The sequence below is a fragment of the Pseudomonas sp. R4-35-07 genome, from assembly GCF_003852235.1.
Classification (GTDB): Bacteria; Pseudomonadota; Gammaproteobacteria; order Pseudomonadales; family Pseudomonadaceae; genus Aquipseudomonas.
Genome location: NZ_CP027732.1, coordinates 3,271,766 through 3,287,184 on the forward strand (window position 1 = coordinate 3,271,766; position 15,419 = coordinate 3,287,184).

At 60.6% G+C, this 15,419-nt stretch carries 9 protein-coding genes; 6 read left to right on the forward strand and 3 right to left on the reverse strand.

The window, feature by feature from the left end; translation table 11 throughout:
- Window positions 1-92: 92 nt before the first annotated feature.
- From C4J89_RS14890 to cobM, 4 genes are all read left to right on the forward strand, one after another.
- Entirely contained in the window at window positions 93-281 is a 189-nt protein-coding gene (locus tag C4J89_RS14890) for a CbtB domain-containing protein (protein WP_124363113.1), read from the forward strand.
- Window positions 282-292: 11 nt separating this feature from the next.
- Window positions 293-997, forward strand: coding sequence for a CbtA family protein (locus C4J89_RS14895; RefSeq protein ID WP_124414864.1), 705 nt, complete (start codon window positions 293-295; stop codon window positions 995-997).
- Window positions 994-1,386, forward strand: coding sequence for a cobalamin biosynthesis protein (locus C4J89_RS14900; protein WP_124414865.1), 393 nt, complete (start codon window positions 994-996; stop codon window positions 1,384-1,386). Before C4J89_RS14895 ends, C4J89_RS14900 begins: the two co-directional genes overlap by 4 nt.
- A gap of 70 nt (window positions 1,387-1,456) precedes the next feature.
- Complete coding sequence (gene cobM / locus C4J89_RS14905; RefSeq protein WP_124414866.1) at window positions 1,457-2,206, forward strand: precorrin-4 C(11)-methyltransferase; 750 nt, start codon at window positions 1,457-1,459, stop codon at window positions 2,204-2,206.
- Window positions 2,207-2,346: 140 nt separating this feature from the next.
- Here cobM and nfuA read toward each other — a convergent pair whose 3' ends face one another.
- Together nfuA and C4J89_RS14915 are read right to left on the reverse strand one after the other, a co-directional pair.
- Window positions 2,347-2,931: a Fe-S biogenesis protein NfuA gene (nfuA, locus tag C4J89_RS14910; protein ID WP_017136914.1), complete on the reverse strand. Its 585-nt coding sequence runs from the start codon at window positions 2,929-2,931 to the stop codon at window positions 2,347-2,349.
- Between the two features lie 59 nt (window positions 2,932-2,990).
- The gene (locus C4J89_RS14915) at window positions 2,991-4,013 is read right to left on the reverse strand and encodes an acyltransferase (RefSeq protein WP_124363117.1); all 1,023 of its coding nucleotides are present in this window, start codon (window positions 4,011-4,013) and stop codon (window positions 2,991-2,993) included.
- A gap of 249 nt (window positions 4,014-4,262) precedes the next feature.
- Between C4J89_RS14915 and metH the strand changes: the two genes are divergently transcribed.
- On the forward strand, window positions 4,263-7,973 hold the full coding sequence (gene metH, locus C4J89_RS14920) for a methionine synthase (RefSeq protein ID WP_124414867.1): 3,711 nt from the start codon (window positions 4,263-4,265) through the stop codon (window positions 7,971-7,973).
- 53 nt (window positions 7,974-8,026) lie between these two features.
- Here metH and C4J89_RS14925 read toward each other — a convergent pair whose 3' ends face one another.
- Window positions 8,027-15,019 (reverse strand): NEL-type E3 ubiquitin ligase domain-containing protein, encoded by a 6,993-nt coding sequence (locus C4J89_RS14925; protein WP_124414868.1) that lies wholly within the window; start codon window positions 15,017-15,019, stop codon window positions 8,027-8,029.
- 145 nt (window positions 15,020-15,164) lie between these two features.
- Here C4J89_RS14925 and C4J89_RS14930 point away from each other — a divergent pair, with 145 nt between their 5' ends.
- Window positions 15,165-15,380 (forward strand): DUF2970 domain-containing protein, encoded by a 216-nt coding sequence (locus C4J89_RS14930; protein ID WP_124363120.1) that lies wholly within the window; start codon window positions 15,165-15,167, stop codon window positions 15,378-15,380.
- Window positions 15,381-15,419 lie beyond the last annotated feature (39 nt).

Sequence of the window (15,419 nt, forward strand, 5' to 3'; positions counted from 1 at the left end):
CGCGGTGGGCGGGCGCTGTTCAGAACCCTGCGTGCCCGGCTCGCGGGGTTTTCATGCGCTCGTTTCACCCTGACACCCAGAAGGGACGCGCCATGTCGATCATCAGCAGCACCTCGCACACCGCCAGCAACTCCGCCACCCTGGGCCAACGCCTGACCGCCGCCATCGGCGCGTCGATCCTCGGCGCGTGCCTGGTGTATTTCGCTGGTTTCTCGCACATCGAAGCCGTGCACAACGCTGCTCACGATACCCGCCACAGCGCCGCGTTCCCGTGCCACTGAGACCTGCCGACATGATCAAGCGTATTGCCCAAACCGCAGGTTTCACAGGCTTGCTGGCCGCCCTGCTGCTGACCCTGCTGCAAAGCTTCTGGGTCGCCCCGCTGATTCTGCAGGCGGAAACCTTTGAAAACGCCCCGGCAGCCACCGAACCGGCGCATGAACATGCCGCAGGCGCCGCCGCCCACACCCACGATGCCGAAGCCTGGGAACCGGAAGACGGCTGGCAGCGCGTGCTGTCCACAACCGGTGGCAACCTGGTAGTTGCCGTCGGGTTCGCCCTGATGCTGGCCGGCCTCTACACGCTGCGCGCACCGACCCGCACGGCCCAAGGCCTGCTGTGGGGTCTGGCCGGTTACGCGACCTTCGTGCTGGCGCCGACCCTGGGCCTGCCGCCAGAGCTGCCGGGCACCGCTGCCGCTGACCTGGCCCAACGCCAGATCTGGTGGGTCGGTACTGCCGCCTCTACCGCCGCCGGTATTGCGCTGATCGTGTTCGGCCGCAACTGGCTGCTCAAAGTGCTGGGCGTGGCGATCCTGGCCGTGCCGCATGTGGTCGGTGCGCCGCAACCGCAAATGCATTCGATGCTCGCGCCAGAAGCCCTGGAGGCCCAGTTCAAGATCGCGTCGCAGCTGACCAACGTGGCGTTCTGGTTGGCACTGGGCCTGATCAGCGCCTGGCTGTTCCGCCGCAACCGCGACGATCAATACTCGGTATGACCCTGGTAGTCGGCCTGGGCTGCCAGCGCGGTTGTGATCTTCACACTCTGCTGAGCCTCTTTGACACCGCCCTCGCCGAGGGCGGGATTGAACGCCAAAGCATTACCGCACTGGCAAGTATCGACCTCAAGCGCGAGGAACCGGGGCTGCTCGCCCTGGCCCGATTGCTGGGCTTGCCGTTGCAGTGTTTCAGCGCTGAACAACTGGCCGCCTATGAAGATCGGCTGAGCCATAAATCGGCCGTTGCCTTTACGCATACCGGCTGCCATGGGGTCGCCGAAAGCGCTGCCCTGGCCCTCGCCGAACATCTCGCCAACGCCCCCGCACGCCTGCTGATCACCCGCAAAAAAACCGCCCAGGCCACCTTTGCATTGGCCTGCACCGGCTAAAACCTCGATAATCGTCCGTTCCGATCATGAGCATTCTTCATGCTCGCCCGTTTTTCGACAGGAATCCCCCATGACCGTCTACTTCATCGGCGCCGGCCCCGGCGATCCGGAACTGATTACCGTCAAAGGCCAGCGGCTGATTCGCAGTTGCCCGGTGATCATCTACGCGGGCTCGTTGGTGCCAACGGCGGTGCTGGAAGGTCATAACGCTGAACACGTGGTCAACAGCGCTGAACTGCACTTGGAGCAGATCATCGATTTGATCAAGGTCGCCCACGCAAATGGCCAGGATGTGGCACGCGTGCACTCCGGCGATCCGAGCCTGTACGGCGCGATTGGCGAGCAGATTCGTTACTTGCGCGAGCTGGGCATACCGTTCCAGATCATTCCTGGCGTCACCGCAGTAGCGGCGTGTGCAGCGCTGCTTGAGACCGAGCTGACCTTGCCGGACATCGCCCAAAGCGTAATCCTGACGCGCTACGCCGATAAAACCAGCATGCCGCCGGGCGAAGACTTCGACAGCATGGCGCGACACGGCACGACCATGGCGATTCACCTGGGGGTCAACCACCTGGAGAAGATCGTCGCCGAACTGTTGCCGCATTACGGCGCGGACTGCCCGATCGCCGTGGTGCATCGGGCGACGTGGCCGGATCAGGATTGGGCAGTTGGTACGCTTGAGGATATTGTGGCCAAGGTTGAGGTAAAAGGTTTCCGGCGTACCGCGCTGATCCTGGTGGGCCGCGTGCTGACCAATAACAGCTTCAGCGAGTCATCGCTTTACCGTGCCGGCCATGCCCATCTCTATCGCCCCGGATAAACACCGCCAAAACTGTGGGAGGGGGGCTTGCTGCCACAGTTAATGTTCTGCGCCAGCAATGTCGCGCAACTCATTGAAAAAAGACAATAAAAAACGGCGCTCACGGGGCGCCGTTTTTATGCTCGCAGTGAACACCTTACTCAGTAGTAGGCGTTTTCTTTCTGCGTGTGGTCAGTCACGTCGCGTACGCCCTTGAGCTCTGGAATACGCTCCAGCAGGGTGCGCTCGATGCCTTCGCGCAGGGTCACATCCGCTTGGCCACAGCCCTGGCAGCCGCCGCCGAATTTCAATACGGCGATGCCGTCTTCAACCACATCGATCAAGCTGACCTGACCGCCGTGGCTGGCCAGCCCCGGGTTGATCTCGGTCTGCAGGTAATAGTTGATGCGCTCGTTGACCGGGCTGTCGGCGTTGACGTTCGGCACCTTGGCGTTCGGCGCCTTGATGGTCAACTGGCCGCCCATGCGGTCGGTGGCGTAGTCGACTACGGCGTCGTCGAGGAAGGCTTCGCTGAAGTTGTCGATATACGCGGTGAAGCTTTTCAGCCCCAGAGCGGTGTCTTCAGGTTTCTCTTCCCCAGGCTTGCAGTAGGCAATGCACGTCTCGGCGTACTGGGTGCCGGGCTGGGTGATAAAGACGCGGATGCCGATGCCTGGGGTGTTCTGCTTGGACAGCAGGTCAGCCAGGTAATCGTGGGCGGCGTCGGTAATGGTTATGGCAGTCATGGAAACTCCTCACAGGCTTGCCGGCAGTTTACGCCAAATCATTACAGAGGTACAAAGTCCTAGTATTTTTGTCGGGATAAAGTTAACCGTTGGTCGCCATCGAACCAGCCTTTGAGCAGGCGATAACTGCCCTTTTCCAGCCATTGGTAACTGCCGAGGGCGCCAAGCCCGATGATGACCACGCACACAGCGAGCACGGCATAGGGGTTCAGGCCATAGCGCTGGGCAGCATAACCACCGGCCGACAGCACCAGCACGTGCAGCAGATACACGGAATAGGAGCAATCGCCCAGGACCTTGAGCAGGCGGTTGCCTTCGAAAAACCGCTCCAGCGCCATGCACCCCATCACCAGCACCGCGCTGGGCAGACCCCAGGTCAGGGCGCGTGGTGAGGCTGGCCAATGGTAGATCGCCAACAGCGCACCGGCGATTCCCAGCAGAGGCAGCCACAATCCGGGACGTATTCCGCCCTTGCGGTACAGCATGCCGATGCCGATCCCCATCAGGAATTCGATGACGATATCCGAACGATAGAACGCGCTGATCCAGCCAAATGAGGTCCACGTTTCGCACACCGCGAACAGCAACGCCGCCACCACCAGCAGCCGCCATTGCCGACGAAACAGCAGCGCCCAGGCGAACAGCAGGTAGAACAGCATCTCGTAGTTGAGCGTCCAGCCGACGTTCAGGGTCGGGTACACCCCATAGCCACCGGGGTTCTCGGACGGGATAAACAGCAGTGACATCAACAGATGGGCGGCATCCACACTCTGGTCCGGCAACATCGGCCGGGCGACCACCACCAGCAGCGCCATCAGCAGGGTGTAAAACCAATAGGCCGGTACTATCCGCAGCAGGCGATACAGCAAAAACCGCCACGGTGGCAGGTCCTTGTCCTGGGTAGACAGGAAAATCACCAGACCGCTGATCACGAAAAACACATCCACGCCCGCCGCGCCTTTTTCGACAAACAGCCGACCCAAAGCGCTGTCCGCCTTGAAGCCGAAGAAAATCTGCATGAAGTGGTGCCCCACTACCGTCCAGGCCGCCAGGGCGCGCAACGCCTGTACCGAAATCAACATCGCCCGCCCACTCCCAGTACATTCACATAAAGCTGGGACCCTCGTGGACGGTCAAAGGTCGATCAAAGATTCTCGCAGTGGTTCAGCTCGGTCGGCGTGCGTGGACACTAAAAGACGTCGTCAGCACATAGACCGCCTTCGACGCGCGATCAACATGAGCGATATTCATGCAAAACCCGGGCATGCTCCAAAAGCGCACAGGTTTGCTATGATCCACGCCCTCCGTAATGCCTGACTTAGAGTAGTCCCATGTCCGATCGTAGCGCTCGTCTGCAAGCCCTCCACCAAGCCCTCAAGGAACGCATCCTGATCCTTGACGGCGGCATGGGCACGATGATCCAGAGCTATAAGCTCGAGGAACAGGACTACCGCGGCAAACGCTTCGCCGACTGGCCAAGCGACGTCAAGGGCAATAATGACTTGCTGGTGCTCACCCGCTCTGACGTGATTGGCGGAATTGAAAAGGCCTACCTGGATGCCGGTGCCGACATCCTTGAAACCAACACCTTCAACGCCACGCGCATTTCCATGGCCGACTACGGCATGGAAGAGCTGGCCTATGAATTAAACGTGGAAGGCGCGCGCCTGGCACGTAAAGTGGCCGACGCCAAGACCCTCGAGAACCCGGCCAAGCCGCGCTTCGTCGCCGGCGTTCTCGGCCCAACCAGCCGCACCTGCTCGCTGTCGCCGGACGTGAACAACCCCGGCTACCGCAACGTGACCTTCGATCAATTGGTGGAAAACTACACCGAGGCCACCAAGGGCCTGATCGAAGGCGGCGCCGACCTGATCCTGATCGAAACGATCTTCGACACCCTTAACGCCAAAGCCGCGATCTTCGCCGTGCAAGGAGTGTTCGAGGAACTCGGCGTAGAGCTGCCGATCATGATTTCCGGCACCATCACCGATGCCTCCGGGCGCACCTTGTCCGGCCAGACCACCGAGGCGTTCTGGAACTCCGTAGCCCACGCCAAGCCGATTTCGGTGGGCTTGAACTGCGCGCTCGGCGCCAGCGAATTGCGCCCGTACCTGGAAGAATTGTCGAACAAGGCCAATACCCACGTTTCCGCGCACCCTAACGCCGGCCTGCCCAACGAGTTCGGCGAGTACGACGAACTGCCCTCGGAAACGGCCAAGGTCATCGAAGAGTTCGCCCAGAGCGGCTTCCTCAATATCGTCGGTGGCTGCTGCGGCACCACGCCGGGGCATATCGAAGCCATCGCCAAGGCCGTGGCCGGTTATGCGCCGCGCTCGATCCCGGACATTCCCAAGGCCTGCCGCCTGTCCGGCCTGGAGCCGTTCACCATCGATCGCAGCTCGTTGTTCGTCAACGTCGGCGAGCGCACCAACATCACCGGTTCCGCCAAGTTCGCCCGGCTGATCCGTGAAGACAACTACACCGAAGCCCTGGAAGTCGCCCTGCAGCAGGTGGAAGCCGGCGCCCAGGTGATCGACATCAACATGGACGAGGGCATGCTCGATTCGAAGAAGGCCATGGTGACCTTCCTCAATCTGATCGCCGGCGAACCGGACATCTCGCGCGTGCCGATCATGATCGACTCCTCCAAATGGGAAGTGATCGAAGCCGGCCTCAAGTGCATCCAGGGCAAGGGCATCGTCAACTCCATCAGCATGAAGGAAGGTGTGGAGCAGTTCATTCACCACGCCAAGCTGTGCAAGCGCTATGGCGCAGCCGTGGTGGTGATGGCGTTCGACGAAGCCGGCCAGGCCGACACCGAAGCGCGCAAGAAGGAAATCTGCAAACGCTCCTATGACATCCTGGTCAATGAAGTGGGCTTCCCGCCGGAAGACATCATCTTCGACCCGAACATCTTCGCGGTCGCCACCGGCATCGAAGAGCACAACAACTACGCCGTCGACTTCATCAACGCCTGCGCCTACATCCGCGACGAGTTGCCCTATGCGCTGACCTCCGGTGGCGTGTCCAACGTGTCGTTTTCATTCCGTGGCAACAACCCGGTGCGCGAGGCGATCCACTCGGTGTTCCTGCTGTATGCGATCCGCAACGGGCTGACCATGGGTATCGTCAACGCCGGCCAACTGGAGATCTACGACCAGATCCCGGCCGAGCTGCGCGATGCGGTGGAAGACGTGGTGCTCAACCGCACCCCGGACGGCACCGACGCCCTGCTCGCCATCGCCGACAAGTACAAGGGCGACGGCAGCGTCAAGGAGGCCGAGACCGAAGAGTGGCGTGGCTGGCCGGTGAACAAGCGCCTGGAACACGCGCTGGTCAAGGGCATTACCACGCACATTGTCGAAGACACCGAAGAGTCGCGACTGTCGTTCGCGCGTCCGATCGAGGTGATCGAAGGCCCGCTGATGTCCGGGATGAACATCGTCGGTGACCTGTTCGGCGCCGGCAAAATGTTCCTGCCCCAGGTGGTCAAGTCCGCCCGCGTGATGAAGCAGGCCGTGGCCCATCTGATTCCCTTTATCGAGCTGGAGAAGGGCGACAAACCCGAGGCCAAGGGCAAAATCCTGATGGCCACGGTCAAGGGCGACGTGCACGACATCGGCAAGAATATCGTCGGCGTGGTGCTGGGGTGCAACGGCTATGACATCGTCGACCTCGGCGTGATGGTCCCGGCAGAAAAGATCCTGCAGGTTGCCAAGGAACAGAAGTGCGACATCATCGGCCTGTCCGGCTTGATCACTCCGTCCCTGGACGAGATGGTACACGTGGCCCGCGAGATGCAGCGCCAGGATTTCCACCTGCCACTGATGATCGGTGGCGCAACCACCTCCAAGGCGCACACGGCAGTGAAAATCGAGCCCAAGTACAGCAATGACGCGGTGATCTACGTGACCGACGCCTCGCGTGCCGTGGGCGTGGCCACGCAGTTACTGTCCAAGGAATTGAAAGCCGGTTTCGTCGAGAAAACCCGCCTGGAATACATCGACGTACGCGAGCGCACCGCCAACCGCAGCGCCCGCACCGAACGCCTGAGCTACCCGGCGGCGATTGCCAAGAAGCCGCAGTTCGACTGGAGCACGTACACCCCGGTCAAGCCGACCTTTACCGGCACCAGGGTACTGGAGAATATCGACCTCAACGTGCTGGCCGAGTACATCGACTGGACGCCGTTCTTCATTTCCTGGGACCTGGCCGGCAAATTCCCACGCATCCTCACCGATGAAGTGGTGGGTGAAGCGGCCACCGCGCTGTATGCCGATGCCCGGGAAATGCTCAGGAAGTTGATCGATGAAAAACTCATCAGCGCCCGCGCGGTGTTCGGCTTCTGGCCGACCAACCAGGTGCAGGACGATGACCTGGAAGTCTATGGCGAAGACGGCCAGCCGATTGCGCGGCTGCATCATCTGCGCCAGCAGATCATCAAGACCGACGGCAAGCCGAATTTCTCCCTGGCCGACTTTGTCGCGCCCAAGGACAGCGGCGTGACCGACTACATCGGTGGTTTCATCACTACCGCCGGCATCGGCGCCGAAGAGGTCGCCAAGGCCTATCAGGACGCCGGCGACGACTACAACTCGATCATGGTCAAGGCCCTCGCCGACCGCCTGGCCGAAGCCTGCGCCGAGTGGTTGCACCAGCAAGTGCGTAAAGAACACTGGGGCTACGCCAAGGACGAACAGCTGGACAACGAAGCGCTGATCAAGGAGCAATACAGCGGCATCCGCCCTGCCCCAGGCTACCCGGCGTGCCCGGACCACACCGAGAAGGCCCAGTTGTTCCAACTGCTCGACCCCGAGGCCCGGGAAATGCAGGCCGGCCGCAGCGGCGTGTTCCTCACCGAGCACTATGCGATGTTCCCGGCGGCAGCCGTCAGTGGCTGGTACTTCGCCCACCCACAGGCGCAGTACTTTGCCGTCGGCAAGGTCGACAAGGACCAGGTGCTGAGCTACACCGCGCGCAAGGGCCAGGACCTGAGCGTGACCGAGCGCTGGCTGGCGCCGAACCTGGGCTACGACAACTGATAGGCTCTTGCGTCCGTGCAGGGGCTTGTCGAGCCCCTGCACGGACGTGCGCCCTACAGACCCAGCCGGGTGCGTTCCCTCGCGGTCAGCTCAATGGCCAGGGCGGTTTCCTGTTCAGCCCGCTTGCGGCCCAACTCTGCATACTCACGTAAATAGTGCGCGCCTGCGTCGGGGTAACGATCATCCAGGGCGTCGATTTGTGTGGCGATGTCGTCGGCCAAGGCCCTGAACTCGACAGCGTACGTCCTTCTCAAGTAGTCCACCCAGTAGGTGCGTTCAACCAGGCTCTGGACAAAGGCATCGCGGCCTTCGTTTTCAATGATGCTGTCATACGCAGTATCCAGGGCCGCCGAGGTCACGTTGGCGACGTTTGTATAGATCATGCCATGGGGTTGGCTCGGCAGATCCAGACGCTGGGCCAATCCAATACGGTAAGCCAGGCGAATTTCCGCTGGGTCGGCGCCTGGCCGCCCGCGAATGGCCTCTTCGGCATGCCTCTCGACGGCATCAAGGCGGCTCATGCGCCTGGCCAACCGGAACAATTCGCTACCTTCCTGCGCAGGCGTCACGCTACTGCGCACGTTGAACTCATAGACAGCCGTTTCAAGGTCGTTGAACACCAGAATTCGACCATCGCCGCATGTCACCCTGACCTGTGCCGCACTTGCCCTGGCAAATACGTCCGAGCGCAGAGAGCGGTTTGCATAGAGCGCATCCAGGACCCGCCACACCCGCGTTGTCATATCCGCCGGATTGCGCTGGAAATCCCGGGTATTGCGCAATTGCGACAAGGTGAAGAAAAAGGCAGCGCTGTCAGGCTCGGCCCGTAGTTCGTCCCAGGCTTGCTCCCGCTCCGAACCCTCAGCCACGTCGGCGAACCAGCGGTCTCGCTGCACTTGGGGGGGTTCGATTTCCGGGTGCTCATCGAAATCCGACTGCTCATCGGAGCTTTCGGACTCTTCAGAATGATAGCCTGCGATCATTTCTTCGATGTCCTCGAGGGTAAAGCCCAGGCCATTGCCGGTGCGCAGCAGATGCGTTCGCAAAGCTTCGAACTCATCCTCAAGCAGCAGGTTGTCGTACAGGTCGGTGCCGGCCATCAACGCCTGATGCCTGAGGCTAAGGGCCTCGGGTGGGATGACCTCTATCCGGTTGTTACGCAGGTTCAACGAGCGTAAGCGCGGCGCCTGAAGCACGCCCGCCGGCCACTCGGTCAATACGTTGTCGCTCAGGTTCAAGGTTTGCACCTGCGACATACCGCTCACATCCAGCTCGGGCAGCAGGTTTTCATTCAGGTTCAAGCTTTCCAACAGGGGCATATTAAGCAGTTGTCGGCGCAGCGCCGGCGCGTCTCGCAAGTTATTACGGGCAGCGTCCAGATGCCGCAGCGAACGAAATTCACTCACGGCATCGGACAATACCGTCAGGTCGTTGTTGCCCAGGGTCAAGGTGTCGATATGGCGAAACGTGCGCAGAAACTCATTGGACCCTTGATCCGTAATCCTGACCCCGCTCAGGTCTAGATCGCGGACATGGGGGAGCAGGCTGGGTAGCGCCGGCAAATCCCCCAGCGTCAGCCCGGACAGAGTCAATTGGCGCAGGCCTTGCGGCGCCGGTACCGGCAGCCCTTCGCGAAGGCAATAGCGCCAGCTGGACAGCATCCGTCCTGCCGCCCGGTGCCGGTCGAGGGCGTTGATCCAGCGCCCGTTGTCACGGATACCGCGAATATCGATCCATTCATTCAAAGCCTCGACCCATTGGCGGTGCTGCCCCTCCCACTCCACTAGGCGATCCTCTATTTCAATCGCACTCAGCCCATCGCTGCTCAACGCGTCGATGCGCGCCACGGCCTGCGCGGTGTCCAGGCTTGGGTCCAGGCGCTGCATGCGCGCCGCGGCAGTCATCGGCGCCGCTGCGCCCTCAACCGATAAGGGCAGCGGAAACAGAAGGCCAGGATTTTGTTCAACGCCCTCAGGGAAGTACTCAGGAACGCCGCCCGTTCTGCCTTGCTCCAGAAACACACGGGAAATGCCCAGCGGGCTCTCGCTTCCCAGGCGTTGGCCGATCGTCTGTACCTGCGCCACGGTAGCCGCCGTAAGACGACAGCCGCGCAGGTTCAAGTTGGACAGCAACGGGTCATGGCCGGTCAACGCCGCCTTGGGAATCGTGGTTATCGCGCTATGGCTCAGGTCTAGTTGCTGCAGGGAAGTCGACTGCAACGCGCCCACAGGCCAATCACGAATGGCTGTGTGCCCCAGGTCGAGGGTCGTCAACTGCGGGAGACGGCTGATATCCAGCGTTCGGACGGGGTTAAATTGCAGATTCAGAGAGGTCAGGTTCGTCAGACTATTCAAGCGGGCCTGGATCGTGGGGGTGACGTGCAACAGGTTGCGGGAAAAATCCAGGGAACGCAGGGACGTCATCTCAGTCAGGGTTGAAGGCAGGCTAGTCAGGTCGTTATTGGCAAGGTCCAAGTGCTCCACTTGGCTGAACCGCCCCAGAAAGGTCTCAAGCTCCGTGAGCGGTACTCGCACGCCTGCCAGGTTCAAGACACGTACATGGGAAAAGCCGGCTGCCGGTAACGACGGTAAATCGACCAATCCACCGCCTGAAAGGTCGAGGCGCATCTCTGGCGTAGCGGTCTGTGTAGACGGCACCGGTCTTGTACCCGGCGCCAGACGCTGGCCCAGGCCCTCTTGCCAGGAGACGAGTATGCGATCCGCAGCCTGTTGACGATTAAACGAGTCTGCCCAGTTATCCGGGTCAACCGGAGTGCGCGTCGACCACTGCTGCACCTCCTGGGTCAAATTACGTTGCTCGTCGCGTAAGGCGTTAAGCCGATCGAGCTGTTCAATGGCGGGTACCCGCTGCAGTCTGAATGCCTCAAGAACGTTGAAGAGTGTGGCCGCATCACCGCCCGTCATGTAGAACAGTGAGCCCTCTACGTACGACCGAACCATGGCCTCTTCATCCACAAGATGCGCTGTGTTGTCACGCACGTGTTCATAGGCCTGAATGAATGCCTGCTGTTCAAACTGCCCCCAGTTCATCCGCAGCCCGCGCCATAGGTTCTCATGGCCGGTGAACATCTGCGGCGGTATGGAGGTGATCGGTGTGGACGCCAGGTTGAGGCTGCCCAGGTGCTCAAGCCCGAGGACACCTTCCGGCCAGGTCGCCAGCGATCCGGACACATGCAGGCTGCGCAGGTTTACCAGGCCGCCGACATCCAACCGGTCCATGCCGCCTGACAGGGACAGCTGTTCAAGTTGCGTCATGCGATTGATCGATTGCAATACTTCATCAGGGACGACGGGCGAGGACGAAGGCCTGGAGGATTCCAGGTCCGTGAATACCAGCTCAGTGATATCCGACAAGCTCGCCAGCCGTTCGGCGATCGCATTGCGGGTGGAGGCGTCGACGTGTAGCTCAAGGCGTCGCACATTCGGGAACTGGCGGATAAGCGCCGTTCCCTGGGCGTCAAGCAGCGCCGCACCCGACATATTCAAAGTACGCACATGGGAAAAATCGGCGTTCAATGGGGGTAACCTTGACTCACCGAATAGGCTCAAGCTGCTGAAAGGAGCGCCGCCACGATTCAGGCCATTGCGCCAACAGTCGATGACGTTGCCAGCCACTCGTAGACGATCCAGGTCACTTCCCGCCCAGGGTTCAAGGGCATTGCGCAAGCCATCGATTTCTCGCTGGCGATTGGCCAACAGGTTGAAAATCTGTTGCGGGTGTTCACCGCTGGCCAGGTGTCTGTCCACAAAAAGCCTGGCTATGGGGTCAGACACATTTGGGTAGATATCTCGCACCCGCGTGACCAAGCGATCAATATCGCCTGCCGCCGCTCCCCTCCCCGACAACTCATACCCCAGGCGGCCGCCCGGCAGGCGCAGGGACGGTCGCGACCGGGGCGCCCGTTGTCCGAGAATACCCGCCATTTCGCTGCGATGGCTGCTCGCATAGTTGACTAGCGTCTGCTTCAACAGGCCATCCTGACCGGTCGATGGAATACCTATCCCATTACGGAATTCATCTGGCAAGGCATGCAGGATCGATTGATAGAAGTTGCGGCTGGTGGGCAAGACGCTATGCATGGCCTCGCCTTGTTCATCATGCGCCTGGAAGCTGTCGCCTTCCTTGACCAGGTATTTACGCATCGCGGCGTCCTCTGCGCCGATACTGTCCAGCAGCGGCCCGCGAAAGGTGTCGCCGCGCAGTTCCAGCCGCAACCCTCCCGGCCAGCCCGGCAGCAGCTCCAGGCAGTGCAAGGCCAGGCGGTCGCTGTCCAGGCTCGCTAGATTCTCGCGGTGCAGGCCGGCGATAGCGCGGTTCAGGCGATGCTGTTGCAGGTGAATGCGCGCCAGGTCATCCAGGCGCGTCGGCACCCTGCCCTTATTCAAGCGATTGCGCTCGCTCTGGGTGGCGGCGTCCATCACCTCGTTCAAGGCCTGACGCGGTAAAGATGGGTAGCGTCGGCCCAGTACGCTGGTGTCGGGCACCGTCGGCATCCTTGATTGCCACAGGCTATCGAACAGCGCACGCTGCCTCTTCAGCGCATGGTCCGCCAGGCGCTTGTTGAACTCTTCTTCTCGGGTCAGCCCGTTCCAACCCGACGCACTCCCCAGCAGGCGGTCGATTTCGTCCGCGCTCATCCGGGACAGCACCTTCTCGCCCAGCTTGCCGGCTCGTACCTCGCCACGGGTGAGCTTGATGCTTACACCCGCGTTACTCGTTGACGGTGTCACACCATAGCGCTGGGACGCGCCCCAGGGCTCAGGCCCGTTGAACACTTCCAATATCCGGCCTTCCGGCCAGTGCGGCAGTTCTGTTATCAGCGGCAACACATACTCGAAGCGACTGCCTGACCCGAAACCGCGACGGATTTGCTCGATCACCTCGCCGACCTGCTGGTCGACACTGAACTGCTCCAGCGTTTCATCCAGTGCCGCTGGAATGGGCAAGCCGTCCACATGGACTTTGCGCAACACCGCGTCCTCAACGCCACTGACTTGGCCAATGGTGCGCAATACCTCGTCGGAGAACTCTTCGGTACGGTGGCCGAGCCGGCGCAGCAGCGTCAGACGGTCCCACTCCAATGGGCGCTCATGCATGTGCCGCCAGGCGCCGGCCTTGTTGTGTTCCAGAATGGGCTGGTACGCCTCAGGGTCATCGGGATGCTTGATCCGCCATTTGTTGACGGTTGGGTCGAGGGCCTGTTCGTACAAATCGCTATTCAACCGGACGTAGGTCTTGCCGTTGATTTCGTATTGTCCCAAAGCATTGGGACGAGCGCCGTCAGGCAACCTCACGACGCTTTTGTAAGGCGACAGATCGGGCTTCCACAACCGGGTCTGACCATTGGGCAGTTTGACCGGGTGCAGGTCCTCGATGACGGTCGAGGGCTTGATCGCCAGCAGCTTGCCTACCCCCTTGCCGGCAACGTGCAACAGAGCAATCAGCGCGAGGTTTTCCGCCAGGTCGATCAGGTGCGCCTTGGCGGCCTTACGATCGCCTTCCGCCCATTCGATGCTCCCTTCAAACGCCTCGTACAGAAGCTGTCCAGCCATAAAGGCCAGCACGATTTCGCCCAGTACCGGCACAAAGCCTGCGAAGAAGGTCGCGGCGAAAAAGCCGATATTCAGCCAACTGGCGATTCTCTGCGCGCGCACCTTGGCATCGACCTCTGCGGTAGGCACCGCATGCGCCGCCGCGTCGTTGATGCTCTGAGTGCAACTGCAGTCAAACAGGTAGCCCCACAGGTCGAGGTTATCCCCCCAGAGCCCTTGCCCCTTTTGTCGGTACGGTGCGACATTCAGATAGGGGTCCTCCTCCACCTGTTGCGGGGGCTTCGGCAAAGGGGCTGGATTGGTGAGGCCAATAGGGAATGGCGTGAGCACATCCAGCACCTTACTGGCAGGTGGCGCTATGGACGCGAATTTTCTGGCCCGCGTGGTCTCGCCGTCCTTGGTGAACTGGCCGAAATAGTAGGGATGATCGCTATACGGCACGAACCGACTGAGGAATTTCTGGTAAGTGGTCGGGCTTGCCGCCTCAGGGGACGAGGTATCCGCAGCAGTGAATCGCTCCTTGAAGTACGCCTCCATCTCGCGAAAGGTAAAGCTTTTCATGGAATGCGTCTGATCATGCGGGACATAGACGATACATCCCTTCGCATAACGATATTTCTGGCACGGCATAAACACCACGCAGCCAGTCAAGCGGCGCTTCATGAGACCCAGGTCGCAAAACCAGACGGGTTGCCCTCGCAATTGCGGGAACACCTCACCATCAATCACCGACAGCACCATTGCATGCTCCTCGACATCGATGTCTTTTTGCAGCAGAGCCAGCTCGGCGGCGGCGCGCATCGTTGCCCTCTGGTTCGCAATGAACTGCCGGCGCAGTGTGGCGGCCTTCATGAGATCGGTGGGTTGGAGAAATGCCTTGATATGGGTTTGATACTTCGCACCGACATCCAGCGTCCGGCAGAGCGTCAAGAACTGATGAACCTCGAGGTTGACGGTCACTTGGGTAAAGGTATCGGGCGTCGCGCCCTGTTCCATGAAACCGGAGGAATGATGAAATGCACCCTCTGCGGCTTCAGAGACTTCAAAGTTATGTTTCGTCGCTTCCAGCAAGCTAAGCTTCAGGAACTCAAAATTTCCCAGCTCTATATAACCCGCTTTCGTGGTTTTTCTTAGGCTGATCCATGTTTTGCGTACGTCCAGCACCACGCCGTACTGATCGTTCAGCGCCTTGAGCAGCAAGGACTCGGCGAAGGCGTCGATGCTCTGCAAGTCGGCCATGGTCTTGTCGAGCGTCGTTTGCGCGGTGAAGCTCGCGGTGAAATAGTCATGTAGCTGCTTGCGTTGCGCGGAGGTGGCGTCCAGATAGGCCAGGGGTAACACCGCATCGGTGTGCTTGAGCTCGGCACGCCGCGCAGACGGGGCGTTCAACAGCCATTGAGGCAGCGATTTTTTCAGGAGTTTGCCATGCAGGCTTTCGGTAATGTGGTGCACAGGCACAGTTGTAATGGTCATGGTGTCTCTCTCTGGGAAGTAGAGTGACAGCACACCATTACTAGCCACCGCGAAGGCGGTAGTGAGCTATATGGCCCGCCACAGCCCAGGGGCTGGACTATGCTTTGAAGCACCTGATTCAGTCGCACTTCATTTCGAGGGATCCATGGACGACCCACAGCACAAACCGCCCACGTTCTGGCAGATGCTCCACAGCGTCTTGGCCGCCGCCTTTGGCGTGCAAAGCGGCAAGAACCGCGCCCGCGACTTCACCCACGGCAAGCCGAGCCACTTCGTGATAATGGGTATTGTATTCACGGCAGTGTTTGCGTTGACGCTGTTTGGCATTGTCAAGCTGGTGCTGCACCTGGCCGGGGTATGAAGCCGGCCGAGGCGGCAAGGACTGCAAGCTGAAGGGATG

Bases quoted from the DNA above. Each gene is read 5' to 3' on its own strand.
- metH (WP_124414867.1), top strand. From the start codon at position 4,263: ATGTCCGATCGTAGCGCTCGTCTGCAAGCCCTCCACCAAGCCCTCAAG.
- cobM (WP_124414866.1), top strand. From the start codon at position 1,457: ATGACCGTCTACTTCATCGGCGCCGGCCCCGGCGATCCGGAACTGATT.
- C4J89_RS14930 (WP_124363120.1), top strand. From the start codon at position 15,165: ATGGACGACCCACAGCACAAACCGCCCACGTTCTGGCAGATGCTCCAC.
- C4J89_RS14915 (WP_124363117.1), bottom strand. From the start codon at position 4,013: ATGTTGATTTCGGTACAGGCGTTGCGCGCCCTGGCGGCCTGGACGGTA.
- C4J89_RS14895 (WP_124414864.1), top strand. From the start codon at position 293: ATGATCAAGCGTATTGCCCAAACCGCAGGTTTCACAGGCTTGCTGGCC.
- nfuA (WP_017136914.1), bottom strand. From the start codon at position 2,931: ATGACTGCCATAACCATTACCGACGCCGCCCACGATTACCTGGCTGAC.
- C4J89_RS14890 (WP_124363113.1), top strand. From the start codon at position 93: ATGTCGATCATCAGCAGCACCTCGCACACCGCCAGCAACTCCGCCACC.
- C4J89_RS14925 (WP_124414868.1), bottom strand. From the start codon at position 15,019: ATGACCATTACAACTGTGCCTGTGCACCACATTACCGAAAGCCTGCAT.
- C4J89_RS14900 (WP_124414865.1), top strand. From the start codon at position 994: ATGACCCTGGTAGTCGGCCTGGGCTGCCAGCGCGGTTGTGATCTTCAC.